The sequence below is a fragment of the Sphingomonas sp. TX0543 genome, from assembly GCF_048565505.1.
Classification (GTDB): domain Bacteria; phylum Pseudomonadota; class Alphaproteobacteria; order Sphingomonadales; family Sphingomonadaceae; genus Sphingomonas.
This window is the reverse complement of record NZ_JBLZUS010000002.1, coordinates 552,295-578,318: the sequence shown is the minus strand read 5'-3', so window position 1 is coordinate 578,318 and position 26,024 is coordinate 552,295. Positions and strand designations below refer to the sequence as shown.

Annotated in this window: 23 protein-coding genes and 1 pseudogene; 8 read left to right on the top strand and 16 right to left on the bottom strand. The window is 65.8% G+C overall.

The window, feature by feature from the left end; genetic code table 11:
- Window positions 1–3 precede the first annotated feature (3 nt).
- The 6 genes from ACM61V_RS03425 to ACM61V_RS03400 are packed head-to-tail and all read right to left on the bottom strand — an operon-like array spanning window position 4 to window position 5,518.
- Window positions 4–900: a ParB/RepB/Spo0J family partition protein gene (locus tag ACM61V_RS03425; protein WP_137786974.1), complete on the bottom strand. Its 897-nt coding sequence runs from the start codon at window positions 898–900 to the stop codon at window positions 4–6.
- Window positions 897–1,679: a ParA family protein gene (locus tag ACM61V_RS03420; protein ID WP_137786975.1), complete on the bottom strand. Its 783-nt coding sequence runs from the start codon at window positions 1,677–1,679 to the stop codon at window positions 897–899. The genes ACM61V_RS03425 and ACM61V_RS03420 overlap by 4 nt, the downstream gene beginning before the upstream one ends.
- Window positions 1,676–2,290: a 16S rRNA (guanine(527)-N(7))-methyltransferase RsmG gene (gene rsmG / locus ACM61V_RS03415; RefSeq protein ID WP_137786976.1), complete on the bottom strand. Its 615-nt coding sequence runs from the start codon at window positions 2,288–2,290 to the stop codon at window positions 1,676–1,678. The genes ACM61V_RS03420 and rsmG overlap by 4 nt, the downstream gene beginning before the upstream one ends.
- On the bottom strand, window positions 2,287–3,999 hold the full coding sequence (gene mnmG / locus ACM61V_RS03410; RefSeq protein WP_137786977.1) for a tRNA uridine-5-carboxymethylaminomethyl(34) synthesis enzyme MnmG: 1,713 nt from the start codon (window positions 3,997–3,999) through the stop codon (window positions 2,287–2,289). The genes rsmG and mnmG overlap by 4 nt, the downstream gene beginning before the upstream one ends.
- Before the next feature lie 8 nt (window positions 4,000–4,007).
- Window positions 4,008–5,285 carry a tRNA uridine-5-carboxymethylaminomethyl(34) synthesis GTPase MnmE gene (gene mnmE, locus ACM61V_RS03405; protein ID WP_137786978.1) on the bottom strand — a complete coding sequence of 426 codons (1,278 nt, stop codon included), beginning with the start codon at window positions 5,283–5,285 and terminating at the stop codon, window positions 4,008–4,010.
- Complete coding sequence (locus tag ACM61V_RS03400) at window positions 5,285–5,518, bottom strand: DUF6489 family protein (protein ID WP_137786979.1); 234 nt, start codon at window positions 5,516–5,518, stop codon at window positions 5,285–5,287. The genes mnmE and ACM61V_RS03400 overlap by 1 nt, the downstream gene beginning before the upstream one ends.
- Before the next feature lie 271 nt (window positions 5,519–5,789).
- On the opposite strand from ACM61V_RS03400, the gene ACM61V_RS03395 reads away from it, so the two are divergent.
- On the top strand, window positions 5,790–6,503 hold the full coding sequence (locus tag ACM61V_RS03395; protein ID WP_419713804.1) for a dienelactone hydrolase family protein: 714 nt from the start codon (window positions 5,790–5,792) through the stop codon (window positions 6,501–6,503).
- Here ACM61V_RS03395 and ACM61V_RS03390 read toward each other — a convergent pair.
- Window positions 6,500–8,779, bottom strand: coding sequence for an FtsK/SpoIIIE family DNA translocase (locus ACM61V_RS03390; protein WP_137786981.1), 2,280 nt, complete (start codon window positions 8,777–8,779; stop codon window positions 6,500–6,502). The two genes, ACM61V_RS03395 and ACM61V_RS03390, sit on opposite strands and share 4 nt — an antisense overlap.
- A gap of 118 nt (window positions 8,780–8,897) precedes the next feature.
- Between ACM61V_RS03390 and ACM61V_RS03385 the strand changes: the two genes are divergently transcribed.
- Window positions 8,898–10,112: a UbiH/UbiF/VisC/COQ6 family ubiquinone biosynthesis hydroxylase gene (locus tag ACM61V_RS03385; RefSeq protein WP_137786982.1), complete on the top strand. Its 1,215-nt coding sequence runs from the start codon at window positions 8,898–8,900 to the stop codon at window positions 10,110–10,112.
- A gap of 9 nt (window positions 10,113–10,121) precedes the next feature.
- Here the strand turns inward: ACM61V_RS03385 and pdeM are convergent, their stop codons facing one another.
- The 6 genes from pdeM to ACM61V_RS03355 form a co-directional block, all read right to left on the bottom strand.
- Window positions 10,122–10,784: a ligase-associated DNA damage response endonuclease PdeM gene (pdeM, locus tag ACM61V_RS03380; RefSeq protein WP_137786983.1), complete on the bottom strand. Its 663-nt coding sequence runs from the start codon at window positions 10,782–10,784 to the stop codon at window positions 10,122–10,124.
- Window positions 10,785–10,819: 35 nt separating this feature from the next.
- Window positions 10,820–12,217, bottom strand: a complete 1,398-nt coding sequence (locus ACM61V_RS03375) for a M20/M25/M40 family metallo-hydrolase (protein ID WP_137786984.1) — start codon at window positions 12,215–12,217, stop codon at window positions 10,820–10,822.
- Between the two features lie 64 nt (window positions 12,218–12,281).
- Window positions 12,282–13,223 carry an aspartyl protease family protein gene (locus ACM61V_RS03370; RefSeq protein ID WP_137786985.1) on the bottom strand — a complete coding sequence of 314 codons (942 nt, stop codon included), beginning with the start codon at window positions 13,221–13,223 and terminating at the stop codon, window positions 12,282–12,284.
- Window positions 13,224–13,265: 42 nt separating this feature from the next.
- Window positions 13,266–15,656: a ligase-associated DNA damage response DEXH box helicase gene (locus ACM61V_RS03365; protein WP_419714241.1), complete on the bottom strand. Its 2,391-nt coding sequence runs from the start codon at window positions 15,654–15,656 to the stop codon at window positions 13,266–13,268.
- A gap of 57 nt (window positions 15,657–15,713) precedes the next feature.
- Window positions 15,714–16,562, bottom strand: a complete 849-nt coding sequence (locus tag ACM61V_RS03360; RefSeq protein WP_171007589.1) for a helix-turn-helix domain-containing protein — start codon at window positions 16,560–16,562, stop codon at window positions 15,714–15,716.
- Window positions 16,563–16,703: 141 nt separating this feature from the next.
- Window positions 16,704–17,279 carry a CAP domain-containing protein gene (locus tag ACM61V_RS03355; protein WP_137786988.1) on the bottom strand — a complete coding sequence of 192 codons (576 nt, stop codon included), beginning with the start codon at window positions 17,277–17,279 and terminating at the stop codon, window positions 16,704–16,706.
- Window positions 17,280–17,291: 12 nt separating this feature from the next.
- Here ACM61V_RS03355 and hemW point away from each other — a divergent pair, with 12 nt between their 5' ends.
- On the top strand, window positions 17,292–18,443 hold the full coding sequence (hemW, locus tag ACM61V_RS03350) for a radical SAM family heme chaperone HemW (RefSeq protein ID WP_137786989.1): 1,152 nt from the start codon (window positions 17,292–17,294) through the stop codon (window positions 18,441–18,443).
- A gap of 2 nt (window positions 18,444–18,445) precedes the next feature.
- Here the strand turns inward: hemW and ACM61V_RS03345 are convergent, their stop codons facing one another.
- Window positions 18,446–19,633, bottom strand: a complete 1,188-nt coding sequence (locus ACM61V_RS03345) for a penicillin-binding protein activator (protein ID WP_137786990.1) — start codon at window positions 19,631–19,633, stop codon at window positions 18,446–18,448.
- On the opposite strand from ACM61V_RS03345, the gene rsmI reads away from it, so the two are divergent.
- The 3 genes from rsmI to gshB are packed head-to-tail and all read left to right on the top strand — an operon-like array spanning window position 19,632 to window position 21,838.
- Window positions 19,632–20,474, top strand: coding sequence for a 16S rRNA (cytidine(1402)-2'-O)-methyltransferase (rsmI, locus tag ACM61V_RS03340; protein WP_137786991.1), 843 nt, complete (start codon window positions 19,632–19,634; stop codon window positions 20,472–20,474). The genes ACM61V_RS03345 and rsmI overlap by 2 nt on opposite strands.
- Window positions 20,475–20,485: 11 nt before the next feature.
- A complete protein-coding gene (locus ACM61V_RS03335) occupies window positions 20,486–20,824 on the top strand; it encodes a YraN family protein (RefSeq protein ID WP_171007593.1) in 339 nt (112 codons plus the stop codon).
- Window positions 20,825–20,875: 51 nt separating this feature from the next.
- Window positions 20,876–21,838 (top strand): glutathione synthase, encoded by a 963-nt coding sequence (gene gshB / locus ACM61V_RS03330; protein ID WP_137786993.1) that lies wholly within the window; start codon window positions 20,876–20,878, stop codon window positions 21,836–21,838.
- A 9-nt stretch (window positions 21,839–21,847) separates the two neighbouring features.
- Here gshB and ACM61V_RS03325 read toward each other — a convergent pair whose 3' ends face one another.
- On the bottom strand, window positions 21,848–22,732 hold the full coding sequence (locus tag ACM61V_RS03325) for a tyrosine recombinase XerC (protein WP_137786994.1): 885 nt from the start codon (window positions 22,730–22,732) through the stop codon (window positions 21,848–21,850).
- 81 nt (window positions 22,733–22,813) lie between these two features.
- On the opposite strand from ACM61V_RS03325, the pseudogene ACM61V_RS03320 reads away from it, so the two are divergent.
- Window positions 22,814–24,984 (top strand): annotated as a pseudogene (locus tag ACM61V_RS03320) (primosomal protein N').
- An 87-nt stretch (window positions 24,985–25,071) separates the two neighbouring features.
- A complete protein-coding gene (gene cas5, locus ACM61V_RS03315; RefSeq protein ID WP_137786996.1) occupies window positions 25,072–25,425 on the top strand; it encodes a CRISPR-associated protein Cas5 in 354 nt (117 codons plus the stop codon).
- Between the two features lie 324 nt (window positions 25,426–25,749).
- Here cas5 and ACM61V_RS03310 read toward each other — a convergent pair whose 3' ends face one another.
- A complete protein-coding gene (locus ACM61V_RS03310; protein WP_137786997.1) occupies window positions 25,750–26,001 on the bottom strand; it encodes an ATP synthase F1 subunit epsilon in 252 nt (83 codons plus the stop codon).
- Between the last annotated feature and the right edge of the window lie 23 nt (window positions 26,002–26,024).

Genomic DNA, 26,024 nt, shown 5'->3' with positions numbered 1-26,024 from the left:
CTATCAGATTCGCTCGCCGCTCAAGCGCTGGCAGACCATATCCAATTGATCCAGCGTCGAATAATCCAGCGTTATCGAACCGCCGCGCTCGCCATGCGCGATCCTCACATTGAGCCCCAGCAGGTCCGATAGTTGCCGTTGCAGCGCGACGATATCAGCATCGGAATCCGCCCGGTATCCGTTCGGATCCCTGTTTCCGGCGCGTGGCGTGCCGGGCTTGGCGGCGCTGGCAAGGCGCTCGGTCTGGCGCACCGACAGGCCTTTCTCGATCACCTCGTTCGCCAGTGCTATAGGATCGGGAGCGCCGATTATCGCGCGAGCATGGCCCATCGAAAGCTTGCCGTCCACCACCAGGGACTGGATCTCTGCCGGAAGATCGAGCAATCGCAACAGGTTGGCAATATGGCTGCGAGACTTGTGAACGATCCGAGCCAGCGCGTCCTGCGTATGGCCGAATTCTTCCGCCAGGCGACGATAGGCCTGGGCCTCTTCGATCGCATTTAGGTCCTGACGCTGGATATTTTCCAGCAGCGCGATCTGCAGCGTATCGCTGTCGCTATAATCGCGGACGACAACGGGTACTTCGTGAAGTTGGGCGCGCTGTGCGGCCCGCCAGCGTCGCTCGCCCGCGACGATCTGGTAATCATGACCGTGCGGGCGAACGATGATCGGCTGTATCACCCCGCGCTCCGCGATCGACGCGGCAAGTTCCGACAATGCGGTATCGTCGAAATGGCGCCGTGGCTGGCCTGGGTGGGGGGCGATCGAACTGATCGGGATCATCCGAACGCCGGCAGCGCTATGTCCCTCAACGGCCGTTTCAGCCTCATCCCGGGCAAAATCGCCAAGCAACGCGTTGAGCCCGCGGCCAAGGCCGGGGCGTGGGCGACGGTCTGTCATGCGGCGGCCTCTTTCATGCGCGGCAGTCTCGCGATCATTTCCCGGGCAAGTGCCATATACGCTTCCGATCCGCTGCACCGGTGATCGTAGATAAGGGCCGGAAGTCCGTGGCTCGGCGCCTCCGAGAGGCGGACGTTACGGGGAATTACCGTTTCGAACACCACTCGGCCCAGTACCGCGCGTACATCGCTGGCTACCTGCTCGGTCAGGCGATTGCGGCGATCATACATCGTCAGCGCCACCCCCATGATCGACAGTGAAGGGTTGAAACGCGCGCGGATCCGCTCAACCGTGCTGAGCAGCTGGCTCAACCCTTCGAGCGCGAAAAATTCGCACTGAAGCGGCACCAGCAGCGAGTCCGCCGCGACCATCGCGTTCATTGTCAGTAACCCGAGCGATGGTGGGCAATCGATGAGCACGATGTCCCAGCGGGGGGCGCAGGCCTCGATCGCGCGAAGAAGGCGGTGGGTGCGGGCTTCCAGCTCGACAAGCTCGATTTCGGCGCCTGACAGGTCCACGGTGGCTGGCAGTATCTCCAGGCGCGGCACGCCGGAGGGAACCACGCCGTCTTCGATCGCAACGCCATCGACCAGAACGTGATAGCTGGAGACGGTTCGCGCCGCGTGAGCGATGCCGAGCCCGGTTGACGCATTCCCTTGAGGATCGAGGTCGATCAGCAACACGCGCTTGCCAGTGGCGGCTAACGCCGTCGCGAGGTTTATCGCGCTGGTCGTTTTTCCGACGCCACCTTTCTGGTTGGCTACCGCGATACAAATCATCGGATGCGAACCTTTTCCGCAATGAGTATTCCCGAGTCAGGGTCGGTAATACTTGGTTCCACGTGGAACAATCCGTGCCAGCCTCGGTGCACCGTTTCAAGCTCCGCCTGCACCGAACGCCCTCGCGGCAGGATATAACGTGTGGATATGTTGGTGACATGCCGGGTAGCCCGCAGCAATTCGTCTACGGTCGCGACTGCACGTGCTGTTACGATATCCTGCGCCGCTGCTTGTATCGTCTCGACCTTGGCGGTGACGATCTGGACGGTCGAAACGTCTGCAAGCGCCTGAGAAAGAAACTCCGCTCGCCGGCGCCGCGGCTCAACGAGCGTTACTCTCGCCGGTGTAAGCAGCGCAATGATGGCGCCAGGAAAGCCGGCGCCGGAGCCCACATCCAGCCAGTGCGTCTTGCCGTCGATTGCGCCAGCGTGATCGATCAGTTGGGCCGAATCGAGGATATGTCGACCCCAGATATGCGCCAGTGTGGATCTCGCTATCAGGTTCTGCCGCTCGCTCTCTTCGATCACATGTTCCGCAAATCGCGCGACGCGTGCGCATGCTTCATTGCCAAAGCGTCCCGCCATCCATTCTCTGGCCTTGTCTTCTGTCATGCGCCGGCCTTCGCGTGCAGCCACAGCGCGGTCAGTGCGGCAGGGGTCACACCCTGGATCCGGGATGCGTCGCCGAGCGTCTGCGGGTTTGCGGTCGAGAGCCGCTCGCGCATTTCCAGGGAAAGACCGTTCACCCGGCTGAGTGCATTACCGGTCGGAATCGCAATGCCGGAATCGCGTCGCATTCGCGCGATTTCTGCTGCTTGCCGCTCCAGATAGGGTGCGTAACGGAGATCCTCCTCGGCTTCCCGCAACAAGTCCGCATCGACATCCGAGCGATCGCCGGAGGCAAGCCTTTCGCGTTCTCGCTTCCGGCGCTCCACGTGGGCGCGCCGTGCCCCTGTCATAAGCTGATGTGCCTCCGCTATGTTGGACAGACGGGTTTCAGCGTTGTCCGCACGCAGCGCGAGCCGATACTCGGCACGAGCCGTGAGCATCCGATAAGGCTCGGTCACACCCTGCAGCACGAGATCATCGATCATCACCGCGAGATAACTGGTCGCCCGGTCCAGCAGAAGTGGGGCCAGATCCAGCGCGTGAGCCGCCGCATTAGCGCCAGCGACCAGCCCCTGTGCACCGGCTTCCTCATAGCCGGTGGTGCCGTTGATCTGGCCAGCGAGAAACAGCCCCGGCAACTTTGCCAGGGCGAGGCGATGATCAAGCGCGCGCGGATCGACATGATCATATTCCACGGCATAGCCAGGCGTGACGATCTCTACATCAGCAAGCCCCGGGATCGATCGCACCATCGCCACCTGAACATCGGCCGGCAGCGAGGTCGAGATGCCATTCGGGTAGATTATCGGATCGTCAAGTCCCTCGGGCTCCAGAAATATCTGATGACCGTCGCGATCGCCAAATCGCCGAATCTTGTCTTCGATCGACGGGCAATAGCGCGGACCGCCGGCCTCGATCGCGCCGGTATGAAGCGGCGAACGATGCAGGTTGTCGCGTATGATCGCGTGTGTCTGCTCTGTCGTCCGCGATATCGCGCACGACAATTGCGGCAGCGCCCGGTGCGCCGACATCGGCGACATTGTCCATTGATCGGAATCGGAGGGTTGCGGGACAAGCGCTGCCCAGTCGATCGTGCGCCCGTCGAGACGCGGTGGCGTGCCCGTTTTAAGGCGGCGGACGGGCAGGTCGAGCGCGCGTATCTGATGCGCGAGATCGATGGCGGCGGGCTCGCCGACGCGCCCCCCGTCAATCCGCTCTTCACCGCGAAATATTCGGCCGCCCAAAAAAGTGCCTGTTGCGATAACAACCGCGCGCCCGCCGATTTCGGTGCCGTCGAGCAGTCTCACACCGAATATTGTTTGCCCCTCAACGATCAGCGCGGCGACCTCGCCCTCGACAATCGACAGACGCTCCTGTCTGGCGAGCTGCGACTGGATCGAGCGTGCGTAGCGCCCCCGGTCGGCTTGCACACGTGGCCCCTGAACGGCGAGGCCCTTGCTGCGATTGAGCATGCGATGATGAATTGCTGCATCGTCGGCGGCGCGCCCCATCAACCCGTCAAGCGCGTCAATCTCGCGGACCAGGTGGCCTTTCCCGAGGCCGCCGATCGAGGGGTTGCAAGACATCGCGCCGATGCGATCTCGCCGATGCGAAATCAATGCCGCACGAGCGCCGCGCCGCGCCGCGGCGGCGGCAGCCTCTGTACCCGCATGGCCACCGCCGATCACGATGACATCAAAGTTTTGTTCCACGTGAAACACTATTTTCCGATGCAAAAGCGGGCAAAAAGTGCGTCGAGCATTGCTTCCGTCGCATCGGCGCCGAGGATGCCCGCCAGATGCCGCATGCCATAGCGCACTCCCTCGGCGCGTACCAACAGATCGTCGTCCAGCCCTTCGCCCGCGACCGCATCACGGGCAGCGATGACCGCGTCTCGCTGTTGCTCTCGCAGCGTCAGCCCATCGGGAGTGATTAGCGATTGCGTGCGTTCCTCGATTGCGGCCCAGACCCGATCGATGCTCGCAAAGTTATCGCGTGACACGGCTAACCGACCGATTGGCAGATTGGCTCGTGCGGGTAGATCGCACCGGGCGTGAAGCATTACGCATGGCCACCCCGCGGGGGGCGCCTCGTCATCAAGCCACAAGACGAGGTCGGCCGTCTCGGCTGATCGCCGGGCCCGCTCGATGCCGATCCGCTCGACAGGGTCAGCGGTCTCCTTTGCCAGTCCCGCGGTATCGACAAGCGTGTATAATCGCCCATTGCGTATGACGCGTGCCTCGAGGAGATCGCGCGTCGTGCCCGCTATCGGCGTTACGATGGCGGCATCACGCTCGATCATCGCGTTGAAGAGAGAGGATTTTCCGGCATTCGGTGGTCCTGCCAGTACGATTCGATACCCCTCCCGCAAGCGTTCGATAGTTGGCCGTGCGATAAGTGCGTTCACATCGTCCAGCCAATCCTGGATGGCCGCGTCGAGCATCGCCGCGTCGGCGCTTTCGACGTCATCCTCATCGCTGAAATCGAGCGCCGCCTCGATCCGTGCGGCGATTCCCGCCAGCTCGGCCAGCCAGCGTGACACCGCGCGGCTGACTTCGCCGTCGACGCTGGCAATGGCGGCCCGGCGCTGTGCCTCGGTCTCGGCTTCCAGCAGGTCCGCCAGCCCCTGCGCCTGCGCCAGATCGATCCGGCCGTTTTCCAGCGCGCGGCGGGTGAATTCGCCACCGCGCGCCTTTCTAAGACCAGCCATGGCCGCCAGCGAGCATTCGACGGCTTTGACGGTTGCTATCCCGCCATGGAGGTGAAACTCGGCAAGATCCTCTCCGGTCGCCGTGCGTGGCCCGGGGAACCACAGAAGCAAGGCATCATCGAGCAACGCGCCGTCCCGGTCTCGCAAGCGGCGCAATACCGCGCGGCGCGGCGCCGGAAGAGCGCCGGCAAGGGCTTCGACGGCCAGCCGCGCGCCCGGGCCACTCACGCGCATGACCGCGATTGCGGCCGGGGGCTGGCCACTGGAAACGGCGAAGATCGTATCCATCAGCCGCCCGGCTTGGTCCCCGCCTCGAACAACCGCTGCCAAAACGACAGGCCTGCCTCACCCATCGGCGCCCAGTTCTTGACGATATTCTCGAACATTTCCGGTCGAATGCCGCCGTCGAAGGCCTCGCGCATCTTGGCGATATAGGCATCGTGGATCGGCGTGAGGTCGGGCAGACCCATCAGGCGGCGCGCCTCTTCCGGCGTGCAATCCACCTCGACATTCACTTTCATTACAAGCACTCCTTGAGCGCGGCATCCCTGCGCGTTAGCGTTATGCCCGCATGTATGCCCGCGAACCCGTCATTATCACAACGCCGGTTGGCGATGTACTGATCGATGGCGCCGCCGCGTTGACCGGCCTGGCGACGACAATGCACCGCAATTCGCGCCCGAGCGTCGCGCCCTGTCATCGGATCACCGACGCGCGGGACATTATGCCGCGAAGGATGGTTTGGTTACCAGGAATTGGGTGTTGAACCACGAACATTATCGGAGCCGAGCGATGGGTGAGAATATCAAGGTCGATACGCTGGAGCATGACGGGGGCTTTGGCGCGTACCTAGCGCGGCCTGCGGATAAACCTGGCGCGGCTATCGTGGTCATCCAGGAGGTGTTTGGCGTGAACGAAGGCATCCGGCGCAAATGTGACCGGATGGCAGAGCAGGGTTACCTTGCGATTGCGCCGGATCTGTTCTGGCGGCTGGAGCCGGGAATCGAGCTCGATCCCGATGTGCCGGCGGAGCTGCAGCGCGGGCTGGAGCTGTTCGGCAGGTTTGATCAGGACGCCGGCATCCGCGATATCGAGGCAACCGTCCATGCCGCGCGTGCTCTGCTTGGCGATGGCGGTAAGGTAGGATGCGTCGGCTATTGCCTTGGTGGCCGGCTCGCGTTCATGAGCGCGTGTCGCACCGATGTCGACGCTTCGGTCGGTTATTACGGTGTCGGGATCGATGGATTGCTGGGTGAGAAGCATGCGATCGCTCGCCCCGTCCTGCTGCATGTCGCCGGAGAAGATGGTTTTGTCGACAAGGCGACCCAGCAGCGGATGCACGAAGGGCTGGACGATCATCCGCGCGTGACGATCCACGATTATCCGGGTGAAGACCACGGCTTCGCGACCGAAATGGGCGATCGTCGCTCGGAGAAGGCAGCCGATCTCGCCGACGCGCGGACGGCCGCATTCTTCAAGGAAAATCTTGGCGGGACAAATGTCTAGACTGGATGCCCGTCGGCGTCGCGGAGCACTTCGCGGCGGCCGACGTGGTCAGGGCGACCGACGATGCCGTCCTTTTCCATGCGCTCTATAAGCCTCGCTGCGCTGTTGTAGCCGATCCGCAATTGCCGCTGGAGCCAGGAGGTTGATGCCTTCTGGCTCTCGCACACGAGCTGGATAGCAGCGCGATATTGCTGATCCTCGGCCGAATCCTCGCCGGTAGGCGCGCCTTCCAGATCGAAGCTCTGCTCCGGCTCTTCGGTGACGGAGGTGATATAATCGGGCTGCCCCTGTGCGCGCCAATGGTCGGTAACCGCGCGCACTTCGTCGTCCGAGACGAACGGGCCGTGGACGCGGACGATGCCCTTGCCGCCCGGCATGTACAGCATGTCGCCTTTGCCAAGAAGCTGTTCCGCGCCCTGCTCGCCCAGAATGGTGCGAGAATCGATCTTCGATGTGACGTGGAAGGAAATACGCGTCGGCAGATTCGCCTTGATGACGCCGGTGATGACATCGACCGACGGGCGCTGTGTCGCCATGATGAGGTGGATGCCCGCTGCCCGCGCCTTTTGCGCCAGGCGCTGGATGAGGAACTCCACTTCCTTGCCGGCGGTCATCATCAGGTCGGCGAGTTCGTCGACGATCACGACGATCTGCGGAAGTACCTGATAATCGAGCTGCTCTTCCTCATAGACCGGCTGCCCGTTTTCACCGAAGCCGGTCTGCACCCGGCGGCCGAGCGGGGTGCCCTTGATGCGCGCGGCGCGCACCTTGTCGTTGAAGCTCCCGAGCGAGCGCACCCCGAGCGAAGACATCTGCCGGTAGCGATCCTCCATTTGCTCGACTGCCCATTTGAGCGCGCGTACCGCCTTGGCAGGGTCGGTGACGACGGGGGCGAGCAGATGCGGAATGTCGTCATACATCGACAGCTCGAGCATCTTGGGATCGATCATGATCATTCGGCACTGATCCGGTGTGAGCCGGTATAGCAGTGAAAGGATCATGCAATTGAGGCCGACCGACTTGCCGGAGCCGGTGGTGCCGGCGACCAGCAGATGCGGCATCGGCGCCAGATCGGCGATTACCGGATCACCCGCGATATTTTTACCAAGGATTACAGGTAGTTGCGCGGATTGATCCTCGAAGGTCTGCGATCCGACCAATTCGTGCAGTGACACTGTCTCGCGCTTGGCGTTGGGCAGCTCGATGCCGATCACGGTGCGCCCCGGTATTGTCGCGACCCGGGCCGAGATCGCGGACATGTTGCGCGCGATATCGTCGGCGAGGCTGACGACGCGGGTGGCCTTGATGCCTGGCGCCGGCTCGAGTTCGTACATCGTGACGACGGGGCCGGGGCGGACCTCCTTGATCTCGCCACGCACATTGAAATCGTCCAGCACGGTTTCGAGCAGGCGCGCGTTGCGTTCAAGCGCGGCCTTGTCGATCGTCACGTTCTGCGAAGGCGGTGCGGGCGTCAGCAGGTCGAGCGACGGCAGCGTGTAATTGTCGCGCAGGTCAAGCCGTTGCTGCTGTTGCGATTTCGGCCGTGCGATCGAGGGGGCCAGCGTCCGGTCGCTGATGACCGGGCCGGGGCGGGGATCGGGCTGCGCGACCGGGCGTGGAGTGACTGGGCGGCGGATCAGCTCGAGCGGAATATCTTCGTCGTCGATCGCGGCGGGGCGATCACGCCTGGCCCGCCATACGCGCGGCAATGCGATATCGATGCTCCGCCCCCACAACGCGGCGCCGGCGATCCCGGTGAGCAGCCCCATCACGATCACCGCCCAGTAGGTGACGGCAGGATTCCCGGCGAACGACACCGCCCAGCGCGTCGCGGCAACCACGCCGAGGCCAATTGCGCCCCCCCAGCCGAACGGCAGCGCCGGCACCGCGCCGTTCGCGACGCAGCCGAGCGCGGTCGCCATCAGCGAGACGCCGAGCGCGGCATTGCGAAGCATCCGCCACCATTCACCCGCTGGCTGATCGCGCCACAGCCGCAGCGCGACGATCGGGCCGATCGGCAGAAGCAACGACACCGCCGGGCCCAGGGTCGTGAGCGCGATATCCGCGAACCATGCGCCCGGCGCTCCGATCAGATTGTGGATCGTGTCGCCAGCCGCGGTGTTGAGCGCGGCATCGCCCGGCGAATAGGTCGCCAGCGCCAGTGCCGCCAGCACGGTTGCCACCAGCAGCGCGAGCGCAACGATCAGCGCGCCACTGCGCACTGCTCCCGCTTTCACCGTTTCGCGCCACAGCGACGCATCCGCCCGGCTCGCCATTGCCTAAAATCCCCCAACGATTTCCTGAGATCAGCCCGCAGGAATCATCTGCCTCGCCGAGTCTCGCGTCAAGACGCCGCGATTGGCAGCGCGTCGGATCGCGGATAGAGCGTGTCGCATGGATCACGCAGATGTCCTTATCCTGGGTGGCGGGCTGGTAGGCGCCACGCTTGCGCTCGCGCTGGATCGCCACGGCCTGACGACGATCGTCGTCGATCCGGCGGATCCCGCCGTCACGCTTGCCGCCGGTTTCGATGGACGCGCCTCGGCGATCGCCAGCGCGAGCCACCGGATGCTGGAGGCGATCGGCGTGGCAGATGGGCTGGCCGGGCACGGCTGCGAGATAAGGCATATCCGCGTGAGCGACGGGCTTGCGCCGGGGAAGCTCGATTTCATCCCCGATCCGGATGATGGCGCGCTCGGCACGATGTACGAAAACAGGCGGTTGCGGCTGGCGCTGGGCGAGGCACTTGGCCGGTCGTCGGTCGATCTGCGGATGAAGACGCGGGCCGTCAGCGTGGAGCGTGGGCCACGCGGCGTCACCGCGACACTGTCGTCTGGCGAGACGGTGACGGCATCGCTGCTGGTTGCGGCGGAAGGGCGCAATTCGCCTATCCGTGCAGCGGCGGGGATCGATGTCGCGCACTGGCATTACGATCACACCGCGATCATTTCAGCCTTCCGCCACGAACGATCGCACGAGGATACCGCCTACGAGATTTTCTATCCGGCCGGTCCGTTCGCGTTGCTGCCGCTGGTCGATGACGAGATCGGGCACCGTTCCGCGATCGTCTGGACGGTGAAGCGGGCGGATGCGCCCGCGATGCTGAAGCTTGGCGAACGGGCGTTTCTGGCGGAGGCGCAGAAGCGGATGGGCGGATTCCTCGGCGAACTTTCCGCCGCGGCCGCGCGCTCCAGCTATCCGCTCGGCTTTCACCACGCGGCGAGGATCACCGGAGAGCGGCTTGCGCTGGTCGGCGATGCCGCGCACGGGATTCATCCGATCGCCGGGCAGGGTCTCAATCTGGGCTTCCGCGATGTCGCCGCGCTGGCCGAGGTGCTGGTCGAGGGACGGCGGCTGGGGCTGGAGGCAGGCGATGCGCAATTGCTCGATCGCTATCAGCGCTGGCGCAGCCTCGATACGCTGATGGTAGCCGGGGCTACCGACGCTTTGAACCGGCTGTTCGGCATCCCGGGCCGCGCCGCGAGCGCCATCCGGCGGTTCGGGATCTCCGCAGTGGACCGCATCCCGCCCCTGAAGGCGCGCTTCATGGCTGAGGCGCGCGGCGAGAGCGGGGCGCTGCCCAAGCTGTTGCAGGGGCTGAACATCTAGGCGTTGGCGTCAAGCCGCCAACGGGAAGCGCAACAGGCGGTTCTCGACCGGCACCAGCGCTTCGCCCCGATCGCCCAGTGCGCGCGCGATCGCACTGTGCGTCGCGTCCAGCCCGCCGGTAAGTGCCCCAAATGCGGGCAGCACGATCTTGCGGTGGCTCGCGACGAAGCAGCGCCGCGATACCAGCCGGCCGCGCACGCGAATGCGCAAGCGGGGATGGAAATGCCCGGAAAGTTCCGGGCGCTGGTCGGCGGGATCGGCCTCGTGGCGTAGCAGCAGGCCGTCGACCATCGCTTCTGCGAGGATTTCGCCGCCACGGCGCTCGGCGTGGACTGGATCGTGATTGCCGGTGATCCAGATCCAGCGCGTGCGGGCCATCAGCCCCGCCAACATCTCACGCGCGCCTTCCGTAAGCCGTTCGCCGCCCGTGACGTCATGAAAGCTGTCGCCCAGGCACCAGATCTCTCGCGCATCGGTCGCGGTGGCGAGCGCGGTGAGATCGGTGAGTGTGGCGATCGAATCATAAGGCGGCAGCATCTGCCCGGCGCGCGCGAAGGAGCTCGCCTTTTCCAGATGAAGGTCCGCCACCAGCAGCGCCTTGCGCGCCGGCCAGAACAGCGCGCCTTCCTGCAGCGCGATCAGGTTGTGGCCGGCGAACGAAAAGGGAACCATTGCGCTGCCATGCCGGAAGCGCGCGGCCTGATCAACTAGCCGCCATATGCCTTGACGAGATCGAACAGATAATCGCGGCCCTGATAGAGTGCGGAGACACGAATCCGCTCGTCCAGCCCGTGAATGCCGTTCAGATCCTGCTCCACCAGAATGCCCGGCGCGCCATAGACGGGCATGCCGATCTTGCCGAAGAACACGGCGTCGGTCGCGCCTGTGGACATCATCGGTACAAGCGGGATTCCGGCAAAATATTTTTCTCCCAGCGCCTTCATCGGGCCAACGATCTTCGGATCGAGCTTCGGCGGAACGGCGATCGGGCGGACGGGCTGATTGGCGGTGACGGTCACCTTCGGGCCGGCAAGCTCCTGAAGCTTGGCGAGCGTGCCGTCGACCGTTTCGCCAGGAAAGATGCGGCAGTTTACGTTGGCGGTGGCGCGCTGCGGCAGCGCGTTTTCGGCGTGCCCCGCATTGACGAGCGTTGCTACGCATGTGGTGCGCAATGTCGAATGCAGCACCTTGTCGCGGCTGACGATCGCATCGGCCTGTTTGTCCGTCGGGTTCGCGAGCAGCCGGTTGATCGCCGCCGCTACCGGCGCGGGCACCGCCTTCGTCGTCGCCGCGAAGAAGGCGCGGGTGGTGTCGGTGAACTTCACCGGAAAATCATATCCCTGAACGGCCTTGAGCGCGTCATCCAGTTCGTAGATCGCATTTTCCGGGGTCGGCGCGGAGCTGTGGCCGCCAGGATTCGTGGCGACGAATGTGAAATTCTGCGCCGCCTTCTCGCCTACCTGTACCGCCAGCACCTGTGGCTTGCCATTGGCGTCGAAGCGGCCGCCGCCGCCCTCGTTCAGCGCGAATTCGCCGCTCACCAGCTCCGGTCGGTTGGCGGTCAGCCAGTCGGCGCCGTTGAAGGCGTAGGTGGTTTCCTCGCCACAGGTCAGCGCCAGCTTGATCGTGCGCTTGGGGCGATAATTCTGTTGCTTGAAGCGGATCATCGCATCCGCCCACACCGCCGCCATCGCCTTGTCGTCCACGGTGCCGCGCGCATAATAAAAGCCGTTTTCTTCGACGAGCTTGAACGGATCGCGTTTCCAGTCCTCGCGCTTGGCGGCCACCACGTCGATATGGCCGAGCAGCAGCATCGGCTTGGCCCTGGCATCCGATCCTTTGAGGATGGCGACCACGCCGCCGTCGTCGGGATGTTCGGGCACGGAGAATTGGGTGATGTCGGCATCGGTATAGCCCGCCGCCTTAAGCCGTGTGGCGATCTGCGCGGCGGCCTTGGTGCAACTGCCTACACCGACCACCGTATTGGTTTCGACCAGTTCCTTGTAGAGCGAGAAGAACGCCTTCTGGTCCGGGCGCACCTGCGCTTCGGCGATGGCAGGGGCGAGCCCCAGCACGGCAATTCCGGCCAACAGCACAGCCCGCATTCAATTTCTCCCTGCGACGATCACGCGCGGATCGTTGCAGCGAAAGTCGCGTGGCGCAACTGCTTCAGCTCGACAGCGCATTCCTGGGCATGATGAACCGCACTTCGCGATTGGCGAAATCGATGTTGATCCGGCGAAACAGCTTGAGCGCGTCCATTCCCAGCATCAGCGCCGGCCGGTTTTCCAGGCCAAAGGCCTTGAAGGGCGGCGCTTCGTTTTCCGCATAGGCGATTGGCATGTCGTTGATCGTCATCGACCCGAGCTTGATCGTATTGAGCGCGGTGTAGTTCACGGTCACCGCCTCGCCCGTCACGCCCGTCAGCGTGATCGGCACGCCCTTCTTGCCGCGCCGCATGACTGCGCGTTCGAGCGCGCGATTGCCCATCGTCACTGCGGATCCGGTATCCAGGATCACGCGTACTTTCTCGCGCCCGACATAGGCCTCGGTCACGACCAGTTGGCCGAACAGGTTGCGCGCCTTGACGACGATCTCGTCCGGCTCATGCCGATCGGAGGATGCCCGTCGCCGCGACGGCGATACGAGCATCGACCCTTTCTCGAAATCGATCGCCAGCGCATGGCCCTGAAGCGAATCGATCCCAAGCATCCCGGGCGCGCCGAGAAAGCGCCCCTCGAACGCTGGCGCCTCGATCCGCTCGCTGCCAAGCGCGCCGACCGTGATGGAGGGAATGACGACGGTCGCAACCTCGCTCACGCCGGTCATCGCCGTCACGCGCACGATCGGCCCGGCCGACAGCCGCAGCGAGCCCGCCAGTTCGCGGCTGACGACAGTGCGCTGCGCGCCCGTATCGATGATGAAGCGATATGGCCCCGCCCCGGAGATGTGGACGGGCACCGTCATCCGCTCCCCATTGGCGCCGAACGCCAGCAGGTCTCCCAGCGGCGGGTTGGGGTCCGTGGCGGGCGGAACAGCCGGGGCTGGTTGCTGCACCGGGGATTGCGCAGCAAGAAGCAGCAGCAACGGCATGGCGAGCACGCGTTTCATGGTGCGGAGGGTGCGCCCGAATCGGGCCTTTCGCAAGCGAAATCACTCCGCCCGCATCGCGTCCTGCGCCAGTGCCTCCGCCTCCAGCAAAAGCGCGTCGTCGGCGAGCCCCGTCGCCACGCGTTCGCGCCCGATCAGCACCAGCACCGGCACCGCCAACGGCGACACGCGCGGGAGGTCGACATGCAGCATCGTGCCGGCCGCGCGATCCAGCAGGTCCGCCAGGCGTCCCACGTCGGTCATCCGCGCGCGTGCGTCCGCCCATGCCGCCTCGAGCAGCACATGCCCCGGCTCGTAACGGCGCAGCACATCATAGATCAGATCGGTGGAGAAGGTGACCTGCTTGCCCGTCTTGCGCTTGCCCGGGTGTTGCCGCTCCACCAGCCCCCCGATAACCGCAACTTCGCGAAAGGCGCGCTTCAGCAGATGCGACTGCTGCACCCACTCGACGAATTCCTGTTCGAGGATATCGGGCGAGAACAGCGCGGCGGGATCGGTGACTGGATCGAGCGAATAGCAGGCCAGCGCATAATCCGATGCGACGAAGCCGAGCGGCTTCAGCCCCTGCGTTTCCATCCGGCGTGTGATGAGCATGCCGAGCGACTGATGCGCATTCCACCCCTCGAAACTATAGACGACCATGTAATGTCGCCCCTCGCGCGGGAATGTCTCGACCAGCAGCTGGTCAGGCCGCGGCAGCGCGGAACGACGCTCCTGCATTTCCAGCCATATACGCACGTCATCGGGAAAGCGCTTCCACTCGTCGGGCGACGCGAGGAAGGTGCGGACGCGATCGGCAAGGTTGGTGGAGAGCGGCATGCGGCTGCCGCCATAGGTGGGGATGCGCGCAGGGCGCGCGGTAGCGCGGACGATCAGATCCTCGCCGTCGATCTTCTCCACCTCCAGGCTCATCCCCGCGAAGAAGAAGGTATCGCCCGGAGACAGCGTCGCGGCGAAGCCCTCTTCCACCTTGCCCAGCGCGCGGCCGTTCCTGAAGCGCACGCGGAGCATCATCGCCTCCACGATGATCCCGGCATTCAGGCGATGTTGCGCGATGAACTTCGGGTGGCTCACGCGCCACGGCCCGTCCGGTTCCTTCACCAGGCGGCGGAAGCGGTCATAAGCGCGCAGCGAATAGCCGCCGTCGCTGATGAAGCCGATCACGCGCGCGAACGTTTGCGCATCGAGCGCCGAATAGGGCAGCGCCGATCGCACCTCGTCCAGCAGCGCCGCCTCGTCGAACGGCGCGGCGCAGGCGCAGGCCATCACATGCTGCGCCAGCACATCGAGCGCGCCGGCACGAAACGGCTCACCGTCCAGCTCGCCGGCTTCCACGGCGTCGAGCGCCGCGCGCGCCTCCAGATATTCGAATCGGTTGCCGGGCACGAGGATGGCTTCGGACGGCTCGTCGAGCCGATGATTGCTGCGCCCGATCCGCTGCAACAATCGCGACGATCCCTTGGGGGCGCCCATCTGGATCACGCAATCGACATCACCCCAGTCGACTCCCAGATCGAGGCTGGCGGTGGCGACCAGCGCGCGCAGCCGCCCGGCCGCCATCGCGCCCTCCACTTTCTGTCGAGCCTCCTTGTCAAGGCTGCCGTGGTGGATGCCGATCGGAAGCTGGAGCGCGTTCTCCTTCCACAGATCCTGAAAAATCAGCTCGGCCAGGCTGCGCGTGTTGCAAAAGACGATCGTCGTCCTGTGCGTCTCGATCTCGGCCATCACCTGCCGTGCGGCGTAGCGGCCCGAATGGCCGGCCCATGGCACTTTGTCCTCCGGCAGCAGGATCGCGATATCGGGATCGACGCCGGGATCGCCCTTCACGAGGCTCACCGCCTCAATATCGCCATCGGGGGCGAGCCAGGCGCGGTAATCGTCGGGATCGGCGACGGTGGCGGAAAGCGCGACGCGGCGGCATGCGGGCGCGATCCGCTGGAGCCTCGCCATCGCCAGTGCGAGCAGATCGCCGCGCTTGCCGCTGGCGAAGGCGTGCACCTCGTCGACCACGATCGTCTTCAGGCTGGCGAACATCAGGAAGCTGTCGGGATAGGAGAGCAGCAGCGAGAGCGATTCGGGCGTCGTCAGCAATATCTGCGGCGGCCGGATGCGCTGGCGCGCCTTGCGATCGGAAGGCGTGTCGCCGGTGCGGGTCTCGACGCGGATATCAAGCCCCATCTCGTCGATCGGGGTGACGAGGTTGCGCGCTATATCCACCGCCAGCGCCTTCAACGGCGAGACATAGAGCGTGTGCAGTCCATCGGTCGGCCGTTCGATCAGCTCGGTCAGCGTCGGCAGGAAACCTGCCAGGGTCTTTCCCGCCCCGGTCGCCGCGACGAGCAGCGCGTGGCGGCCGGCGCGCGCTTCGGCCAGCATCGCGCGCTGATGGCGGCGCGGCTGCCAGCCGCGTTCTGCGAACCAGGCGGCGAGCACGGCGGGAAGTTGCGGGTCGTCGGCCACTGCCGGCCAATATGGGGTGTCCCTGCGGGGTTACACCAGCTCGTCCACTTCGCCGCGCGCGATAGCTGGGGCAATCCACGGCAACGCCGCTCCGCCGGCCGCCCGTTCCGCCATCTTGCGCTGCTCGCGAACCTCCAGCCCCGGCGTGAACAACAGGGTCGGGGTGTTGCGGAACTTGTTCGGCGGCATATCGACGAACAGGCGGAACTCGCGGTTGAGATGCGAGGCATCGTAAAAGCGTAATGCCGCCTCATCGTCCTCGCTTGGGGCGGAAAGGCCGCGCAGCGACGCCGCCATGTCAAGAAAACGGCTGCGGCGCAGAACGGTCTTCGGAGGATGGCCGAAGTGTGCGCGGACATGCCGGTCGAGGCGGCGCGGAATCATTCCCAGCTCGCTGGCGATATCGGCAACCGTGCGCGACGGATCCAGTCTGCTGATCGCCTCGAACCGTTCCAGCGCGGGATCGATCGTGATGCGCCGCTCCATTATCCGCTCGCGGGTGACCTGCTCGAGCCGGTCGAACGTCTGTTCCGTTTGGTAGATATCCTCACAGGCCCACCGGAGCGCCTCGCCCCAGGCGCCGTCGATCTCCTCCAGCCGGTCTGCGATGTGATGCGCGGGCGCGTCCGAAAACGCGAACCACCCCGCAGGACGCAATAAAAATCCGGCTGCGACCATGGGCCCGGCGCATCGCACCGGGAAGCGTCGCCGCTGCGCCCCGAAGATCATCGGCCCTTCATAGCCGACCCAGCGCCCGCCGACCTGCGTCTCCCAATGGCCGATCACGGGAACGCGGATATAGGCGTTCTCGTGGAGCAGGAAGCTTTCCAGCACCGAATCATCCGGACGCTCGATGATGACGAGGAAGAATCGGGCCACGAATCGCGATAGATCGCCAGGCGGCGTGCGGCTCAGCGACAGGGGATTCCCGTCGTGCGATGTCCCTGTTCGCGGGTTCAGCCCCATGCGAATCAATCTATTGTTATTTTGGCGCTGCCGCAAACTATCTTGCGCAAACTGCTAATAGGCCGTCTCGCCTATAACATTGCCGGGCGGCAGATAGCGGCACACCACGAAATCGTCCGTCCGGTTTGACGCCATGGCGCATCCCATCCGCCGGGTCGTCCGCCACACGATCTGACTGTAGTGCGAGGCATCCTGCCAGCGGCCGGTGCGGCTGAAGCCCGGCGTCGGCGCATTCACATATACCTGACGTTCGGCAAGCCAGTGGCCGAGCATCTCGTCATAGCGATAGGCGGCGCGGGTGCCCGTCCACAGATTCTCTCCCTGCCGCGCCGGCCCCTGCGGTTGTTCGGCGTGGGCGAAGCGGCGTGTCTGCGCCATCTCGCGGGCGTAGGCGCGCGCCGAAGCGACGAGATCGTCGTCCCATGTCAGCCGCGGCAACCCAAGCGCCGCGCGCTCGGCATTCTGTCCGTCGAGCATCGTATCGCGCAGCAGCGCCGCGCCGCGTGGGGCGGGTGCATCGGACAGGCGTGGCTCGACGACGCGCCGCGGCCCGTGATCGCAGGCGGCGAGCACAAGCGCGAGCAGCAGGCAAATCGCGAAACGGTGGCCTTTGGCTGGCATCGTCGCCATATCGGCGCCCAAATGGCCGACGACAACTCCCTCGCGCTCTACGTCCACTGGCCGTTCTGCGTTTCGAAATGCCCGTATTGCGATTTCAACAGCCATGTCCGCGCCCAGGTGGATCAGGCGCATTGGCGCGCGGCGCTGCTTGCGGATCTCGCGCATGAAGCGCGCGCCCTGCCGGGGCGGCGCGTGTCTTCGATCTTCTTTGGCGGCGGCACCCCCTCGCTGATGCCGCCCGAGACGGTGGCGGCGGTGATCGGTGCGGCGGAGGCGGCGTGGGGCTTTGCCGATGGCGTGGAGATCACGCTTGAGGCCAATCCTTCCTCGGTGGAGGCGGCGCGCTTCGGCGATATCGCGGCGGCAGGCGTCAATCGAGTGTCACTGGGGCTGCAGGCGCTGGACGATGAAGCGCTGCGCTTTCTCGGGCGCGCGCATGATGCCGAGGAGGGGATGCGCGCGCTGGATACCGCGCAGCGAGCGTTCTCACGGGTCAGTTTCGATCTGATCTATGCGCGGCCGGGGCAGGCGTCGGGCGAGTGGGAGCGCGAGCTTTCGCGGGCGCTTGCATTCGGCACCGAGCATCTGTCGCTGTATCAGCTCACGATCGAGCCGGGCACGCGCTTCGCGACTGAGGCGGCGGCGGGACGACTGGCGATTCCCGACGGCGATGCGGCCGCCGATCTCTACGAGCTGACCCGCGCCCTGACGACCGGGGCGGGGCTGCCTCCCTATGAGATATCCAATCACGCGCGCGTCGGGGCTGAAAGCCGTCATAACCTCGCTTACTGGCGGTATCGCGATTATGCGGGGATCGGGCCGGGCGCGCATGGTCGCCGGCTCGGCCAGGCGACGCAGCGGCGGCGCAAGCCGGAGAACTGGCTCGCCGCGATCGGGCGCAACGGCCACGGTATCGAGGTGGAGGAAGCCTTGCCGCCCGCGATCCAGGCGCAGGAGGCGTTGCTGATGGGCCTGCGGCTGGGCGAGGGCGTCGATGTCGCGCGCATCGCACGGCTCGGCAACCGGCCGATCGCCGAGCTGATCGATCTCGCGGCGGTCGCGCGGCTGGGCGACATGGTGCGACTGGATGGGGAGCGGCTGGCCGTGCGCCCCGCCGGCATGCTGCTGCTCGATGCGATCCTGCCCGCGATCGTGCGGGCAGGTGGGGCATAGCGCTACCGGTCGAAGCTGGTCGGGGCCGGCGATACCACGATGGTCGAGCCGTCCCTGATCTCCTGCACCTCCAGCGCTCGCTCCGCGACGCCGTCGCGGCCGAATCGGAAGGCGCCATCGATCCCGGCATAGCCCTCGCCCGAGCGAAGCCGCGATTCGGGGAAGGGCGCGCCGACGCGCCAGTCCCGCGCGATCCGCGCGGTCAGCAGCACCGCATCATAGCCCAGGCTGGACAGGCGATAGGGTGCCGCGCCGAAGCGCGCGCGATATTTGGTCACATATTGTCGATAGAAACCGTTCGAGACGCTTGCGAACCACGCGCCGTTGAGCGCCTCGCGGCCGCCGCCATTGTCCGAATTCCACAATTCGCTGCCCAAGATGCGCGCCGAGGGGCTCGATCTGCGCACCAGCGGTGCGCCCGCCGCCGCGGCCCCGCTGCTGTCGGCGATCAGCACGCCGTCGAACGGTGCGTCCTTCGCCATGCGGCCGACCGCCGCGGCCATCGCCGCGCCCGACCGGTCATAGGTCTGCAGCGACACGACCTTGCCGCCACCATTCTCCACCGCACGCAGGAAGGTGGTCGAGGCGCGCGTGCCGTAAAGCGAATTGGGGATCAGCCCGCCGAAATTGGTGACGCCGCGGCTGCGCGCAAATGCGACGACCCGCTCGATCGACTGCGCGGGCGCGTACCCCATCAGATAGACGCCGTCACCAGCCACCGACGCATCGTTCGAGAACGACAGCACCGGGATCTTCGCCGCCCGCGCGATCGGCGCGATGGCGCGCACGTCCTCCGCGAGCAACGGGCCGAGGATGAGCTGCGCACCCTCCGCAATCGCCCGGCGCGCGGCGGCGGCGGCGCCGATCGCCGTGTCGTAATTGGTGATCCGCACCTTGTCGTTGCGTGAATCGAGCAGCGCGAGCTGCGTCGCGTTGGCGAGGCTCTTGCCCACCCCGGCATTCGCGCCCGACAGCGGCACGAGCAGCGCGACGCGATTGCGCGCGGTGTCGCGCGGCAGACCGGTCTGCACCTCGGCTTCCGATACGGTCGGGGGCTTCACCGCCTCCGGCGCAGGGGCCGGGCCGCGCGGCACGATCGTCTGGCACGCGCCGAGCAGCAGTGCGCCGGCGAGTGCCGTCAACCGGAATATGCCGCGTGCCCGTTGCCGGACGGTCATCGCTTCTGCCATGAGACCCCTCGTGAATTCCCTAGAACCCGGCCTGTACATCGTCGCGACCCCGATCGGCAATCTTGCTGACCTGTCGCCGCGCGCTGCGCAGGTGCTGGCGCACGCCGACCTGATCGCGGTGGAGGATACCCGCGTCACCGCGACCTTGCTGCGACATATCGGTGCGAAGCGGCCGATGCAGGCCTATCACGATCACAATGCCGATGCGGTGCGCCCCGGCCTGGTCGCACGGATGGCGCGGGAGGCGATCGCGCTGGTTTCCGATGCGGGGACGCCGCTGATCTCCGATCCCGGCTACAAGCTGGTGCGCGATGCGCGCGCGGCGGGGCATCAGGTGGTGACGATCCCCGGTCCGTGCGCCGCGATCGCCGCGCTCACGCTGGCTGGCTTGCCGACCGACCGCTTCCTGTTCATGGGTTTCCTGCCCGCCAAGGCGGGGGCGCGTGCGGCCGCGATCGCGGAAGTGGCGGCGATCCGCGCGACGCTGGTATTCTATGAAAGCGGCCCGCGGCTGTCCGGCGCGCTCACGGCGCTGGCGGAAGGGCTGGGCGACCGCGACGCGGCGGTGACACGTGAGATCACCAAGAAATTCGAGGAAGCGGTGACGGGCACGCTGACGACGCTCGCCGCGCGCTATGCCGATGCGCCGCCCAAGGGCGAGATCGTCATCGTCGTCGGCCCGCCCGGCGAGGCGCCTCCCGCCAGTGCGGAAGATGGCGACGCCGCCCTGGCCGAAGCGCTCACCCGCTTGCCCGCCTCGAAAGCGGCGGGCGAAGTCGCGAGGCGGCTCGGGCTGGATCGCAAGGCGCTGTACGCGCGGGCGCTGGAGATGAAGGGTTGAGTGACCGCCGCATGGCCGAGGCCGCCGGGCGGCGCGGGGAGCGGCTGGCGGCATGGTGGCTTCGGCTCAAGGGCTGGCGGGTGGTGGCGCAGCGGGTGCGCACGCCGGCGGGCGAGGTGGATCTGGTGGCGAAGCGCGCGGGCCTCGTCGCCTTCGTCGAGGTGAAGACGCGCCGCACCGCCGCCGATCTCGATTTCGCGATCGATCAGCGCAGGCTCGCCCGCGTCGCGGCGGCAGCCGAGCTGCTGATGCCCGTCTATGCCACCGGGGGCGAGGATATCCGTGTCGACGTGATCCTGCTCGCGCCCGGCGAGCGGCCCCGGCATATCGAAAACGCCTGGATCGGGTGACTTCTTCGGCGCCGCCCCCTAAATCCGCTCGCACCACATTGGGATGACCGCATGACCCTCACCGTCGCCGTCCAGATGGACCCGCTGGAATCGATCAACATCGCCGGCGATTCGAGCTTCGCGCTGATGCTGTCGGCGCAGGCGCGCGGGCATCGCCTGTTTCATTACGCCGCGAGCGATCTCAACTGGTCCGACGGGCATCTGTGGACCAAGGCGCGCCCGGTGACGGTGCAGCGCGTCGTGGGCGATCATTACCGGTTCGGCGATCCCGTGCGGCTCGATCTGGGCGATGACGCCGATGTCGTGCTGATGCGGCAGGATCCTCCGTTCGATCTGGGCTATATCACCGCCACCCACCTGCTGGAGCGGATCGCGGACCGCACGCTGGTGGTCAATGATCCGGTGAGCGTGCGCAACGCGCCCGAGAAAGTGTTCGTGCTCGATTATGCCCGGTTCATGCCGCCGACGCTCGTCACGCGCTCGCTGGATGAGGCGCGTGCCTTCCTGAAGCGGCATGGCGCGATCGTGGTGAAGCCGCTGCACGGCAACGGCGGCAAGGCGATCTTCCGCGTCGGGCCGGAAGGGGAGAATCTGTCGGCGCTGATGGAAGTTTTCAACACGGCGTGGCGCGAACCCCACATGATCCAGGCGTTCCTCCCCGACGTGGCGAAGGGCGACAAGCGCATCGTGCTGGTCGATGGCGAGGTCGCGGGCGCGATCAACCGGCTGCCGGGCGAGGGGGAGTTCCGCAGCAATCTCGCCGTCGGCGGATCGGCGCAGAAAACCGAGCTGACCGCCAGGGAGCGCGAAATCTGCGCCGCGCTTGGCCCGGAACTCAAGAAGCGCGGGCTGATCTTCGTCGGCATCGACGTGATCGGCGGCGAGTGGCTGACCGAGATCAACGTCACCTCGCCCACCGGGATCGTGGCGATCGAGCGGTTCGACGGCACCGATGTCGCCGGCCTGATCTGGGACGCGGTGGAGCGCAGGCTCGCGCACGCAAGCGCGCTTTAGGCGAAGCGGCTACCCGCGCGGATGCGCGTTGCGGTAGACTTCGAGCAGATGCGCCGCGTCCACCGCCGTATAAATCTGCGTCGAACTCAGGCTCGCATGCCCCAGCAGTTCTTGTAGCGCGCGCAGGTCCGCGCCGCGGCCCAGCAGATGCGTCGCGAAGCTGTGGCGCAGCGCGTGCGGGGTGGTCCGCTCGGATAGGCCCAGCCGCCGCCGCGCGACGCGCACGCCGACCCGCACGACCCCGGGGGAAAGCGCGCCGCCCCGCACACCCCGGAACAGCGGCAGATCGCGCGCGAGTGGCCACGGGCATTGCGCGACATAGGCGTCGATCGCCGCGCGCACCTGCGGCAGCAGCGGCACGATCCGCGTCTTCTCGCGCTTGCCGGTGACGGCGATGGTCTCCCCCAGCGGGATCGCCGCGCCGGTCAGCCCCACCGCCTCGCCGATGCGTAGCCCGGCGCCGTAGAGCAGCAGCAGCACCGCCCAGTCGCGCGCGCCGACCCATTCGTGCCGCGCGTCCTCCGCCACTTCCTCGGCCAGCGACACCGCCTCGTCGGGCGAGATGGGGCGCGGCACCCCGCGCTTGACGCGCGGTCCCTTGAGGCGCGGGGCCGCACCCTCGCCATTCGCCCAGTCAAGGAAACCGCGCACCGCGGAAAGCTCCCGTGCGGTCGAGGTGTTCGACAGCCCGTCGGCGCGGCGCTGTGCGAGATACGCGCGCAGGTCCGCCGCGCTCACCCGTGCGAGCGCGGTGCGATCGACCGGGCCGCCCCAATGTTGCGCGAGAAACGCGAGCAGCCGGTTGGCGGTCGCCTCATAGGCGCGCACCGTGTGGGCCGAGCGGCGGCGGTCGCGCCGCAGGTGTGCGCCATAATCGGGAACGAGCGCGGTCATCGCGCGTGGGTTAGGGCCGATCGGCGTTCTGGTCCAGCGGCGGCCTTTGCACCTGCGGCGTCGCCACGCCATATGGCGGCCATGTCATCCCGTGCCCGCGTCCTGGTGCTCAATGCCGCGCTCGGCCCGCTCGATTATCGCGTTCCGCAGGGGATGGCGGTCGAGCCGGGCTCGATCGTCGTCGCGCCACTGGGGCCGCGCCAGCTCCTTGGCGTGGTGTGGGAGCCTGAGCGGATGCCGTCCGATGCGGAGGTGGGGGACAACCGGCTGCGCAATCTGATCGCGGTGGCCGATGCTCCGCCGCTGCGCGCGCCGCTGCGCCGGCTGATCGAATGGACCGCGGGCTATTACCTCTCCCCCCCGCCGCCGTAGCCCGCATGGCGCTTGCTTCCACCGCTGCGCTGGAGGGGCAAAAGCTCGTGGTCGAATATCGCGCGACCGGGGATGTGCCGGATCGCCTTACACCGCAGCGGGCACAGGCATTGGAACGGATCGGCGACCGGCAGGGCTTGATCCGCGAGCTGGCGACGATCGCGGATGTATCCGATGGCGTGATCCGGGGGCTGGTGAAGACCGGTGCGATCGAGGGGGTGGAGGTCGATATCGACAGCCCTTACGCTTCACCTGATCCGGATCACGCGCCCCCCGCCTTGGCCGCCGAGCAACAGGTCGCGGCGGATGCGCTGATCGCGGACGTTCGTGCGCACGATTTCCGCCCCACGCTGCTCGATGGCGTGACCGGTTCGGGCAAGACCGAGGTCTATTTCGAGGCGGTGGCGGAGGCGATACGGGCCGGGCGGCAATGCCTTGTGTTGCTGCCCGAAATCGCGCTGACCGAACCATTCCTGAAACGCTTCCACGATCGCTTCGGTTGCGAGCCGGTGGCGTGGCATTCCGGTTTGCGCTCCTCGCAACGGCGGCGCGCGTGGCGCGCGATCGTGTCCGGCCACGCATCCGTGACGGTGGGCGCGCGTTCCGCGCTGTTCCTGCCCTATGCCAATCTCGGGCTGATCGTGGTGGACGAGGCGCATGAGACGAGCTTCAAGCAGGAGGACGGCGTTCATTATCACGCTCGCGATGTGGCGGTGATGCGCGGCAAGTTCGAGCGGTGCCCGGTAATCCTTGCTTCTGCCACGCCTGCGATCGAGACGCGACAACAGGTCGCGCTAGGCAACTATGCGGAGCTGAAGCTTCCCGGACGCTATGGCGCAGCCGAACTGCCGACGATCGAGGCTCTCGACCTAATCGAACACAAGCCTGATCGCGGACGCTGGCTCGCCCCGCCGTTGGTGAAAGCGCTCGAGGAAGCGCTTGGGCGCGGCGAGCAGTCTCTGCTGTTCCTGAACCGGCGCGGCTATGCCCCGCTCACGTTGTGCCGCACCTGCGGGCATCGCTTCCAATGCCCAAATTGCACGGCCTGGATGGTCGAGCACCGGCTGACGCGGCGGCTCGCCTGCCATCATTGCGGGCATGTCGAGCCGGTGCCGCGGGTTTGCCCGGAGTGCAAGGAGGAGGATACGCTCGTCGCCTGCGGGCCCGGTGTGGAGCGGATCGCCGATGAGGTGACAGGGCTGTTTCCCGGCGCGCGAGTGGCGGTCGTCACGTCCGACACGATGTGGTCTCCCGCCAAGGCGGCCGAGTTCGTCAACCGCATGGAGGCGGGGGATATCGATATCGTCGTCGGCACCCAGCTTGTGACGAAGGGTTATCACTTTCCTAATCTGACATTGGTGGGCGTGGTGGACGCCGATCTCGGGCTTGAAGGCGGCGATCTGCGCGCGGCGGAGCGCACCTTTCAGCAGATTCGGCAAGTTTCCGGGCGTGCCGGGCGGGGGGAGAAGCCCGGTCACGTCTATATCCAGACGCATAGCCCGAAGGCACAGGTGATGCAGGCGCTGGTGACGGGGGATGCTGACGCTTTCTACGCCGCCGAAACTGAAGCGCGGCGAGAGGCCGGGGCGCCTCCGTTCGGGCGGTATGCCGCGATCGTTGTGTCGAGCGAGGATCAACAAGCCGCGCACGAGATCGCCCGCCTCATCGAACGCGCCGCGCCCGCGGTGGAGGGGATTCATGTCTATGGCCCCGCGCCAGCACCGCTGGCGATGCTACGCGGGCGGCATCGCTATCGCCTGCTCGTACACGCGAAGCGAACGCTGGACGTGCAGGACGTGATACGGGAATGGCTTGGTGGGCTGGAATGGCCAGCGAAGGTCAGAGTCGTGGTGGACGTGGATCCGTACAGCTTTCTTTAAACACGCGTTTCGTCATCCGCTTGGCGCCCGATGAGGGCGTTTTCACGCTAAAAGACGCCCGGATCGTTACCGTGAGCAGAACACCGGGTGAACGAAGAGAAAACGATCAATTTCCTGGTCGAAGGGAATGTCGCCTGTTTTCGCCGGCCGGAATTCTCTGACGATCTTGTGACATATGACGTGATGCCACCGGTCGTCGCTGCTCGCCTCATAGATGTCGCATTTCCCAGCATTGCCAACGAACTTTACGTCAGCAAGATAACGGTGATGAATCCGATATCCAGCAGGTGGAAAGAAATTAGGACTGCCCGCGGGTTGCGACGCGCATTGGTATTGCTGGATGTAGCATATCTTGTCCAAGCAACCCTGTTGCCCAGTAGCGCGGATCAGCCGGGCATCGATTTACAGTCGATTTCCGCGAATTTTTTTCGCCGAATGTGAAAGCACATCTGGGCTTGACCGATTTCCCAGCATTACTATCGCTGCCCCCGCCCGCTGCATTGCCAAGATCGCGCCTGATAGGCACTGGCTCGATCGATCTTGGCTGGGTTCTGTCCGACACAGGCAAAGGCACGCGGGGGCAGTTTGCTAGACTTTTCATGAACGACGGGGAAATTGATTTCGCCCGACAAGATCGTTTGATGCGTGCGAGCTAAACTCGAGAGCCGCACGTCGGTCGACTATCTGTATCTGCGCTAGAGAATTTGTCCTGTCAGATGCGGATCCATCGCCAGAACAGCATATGCCGTGCGACTGTCGTCAAACTCAGTCAGCATGCTCCGCCAGCACCGTCAGGCCTTTGGCGTTAACCTCCGCGAAGCCGCCACGGATAGCGATTGCCTCGGGAGCGCTGCCGGCGGACCGCTGCAGCAACAGCTCGCCGTCGCGGATCGTGGACATCAGCGGCGCATGCCCCTCAAGCACCGCGAAGTCACCTTCGGAGCCGGGCACGGTGACCATATAGACATCCTCGGAGCGGACCAGCCGCTCGGGGGTAACCAGTTCGAAGTGCAGCATCTTGTCTTCCTTAACCCCTCCCC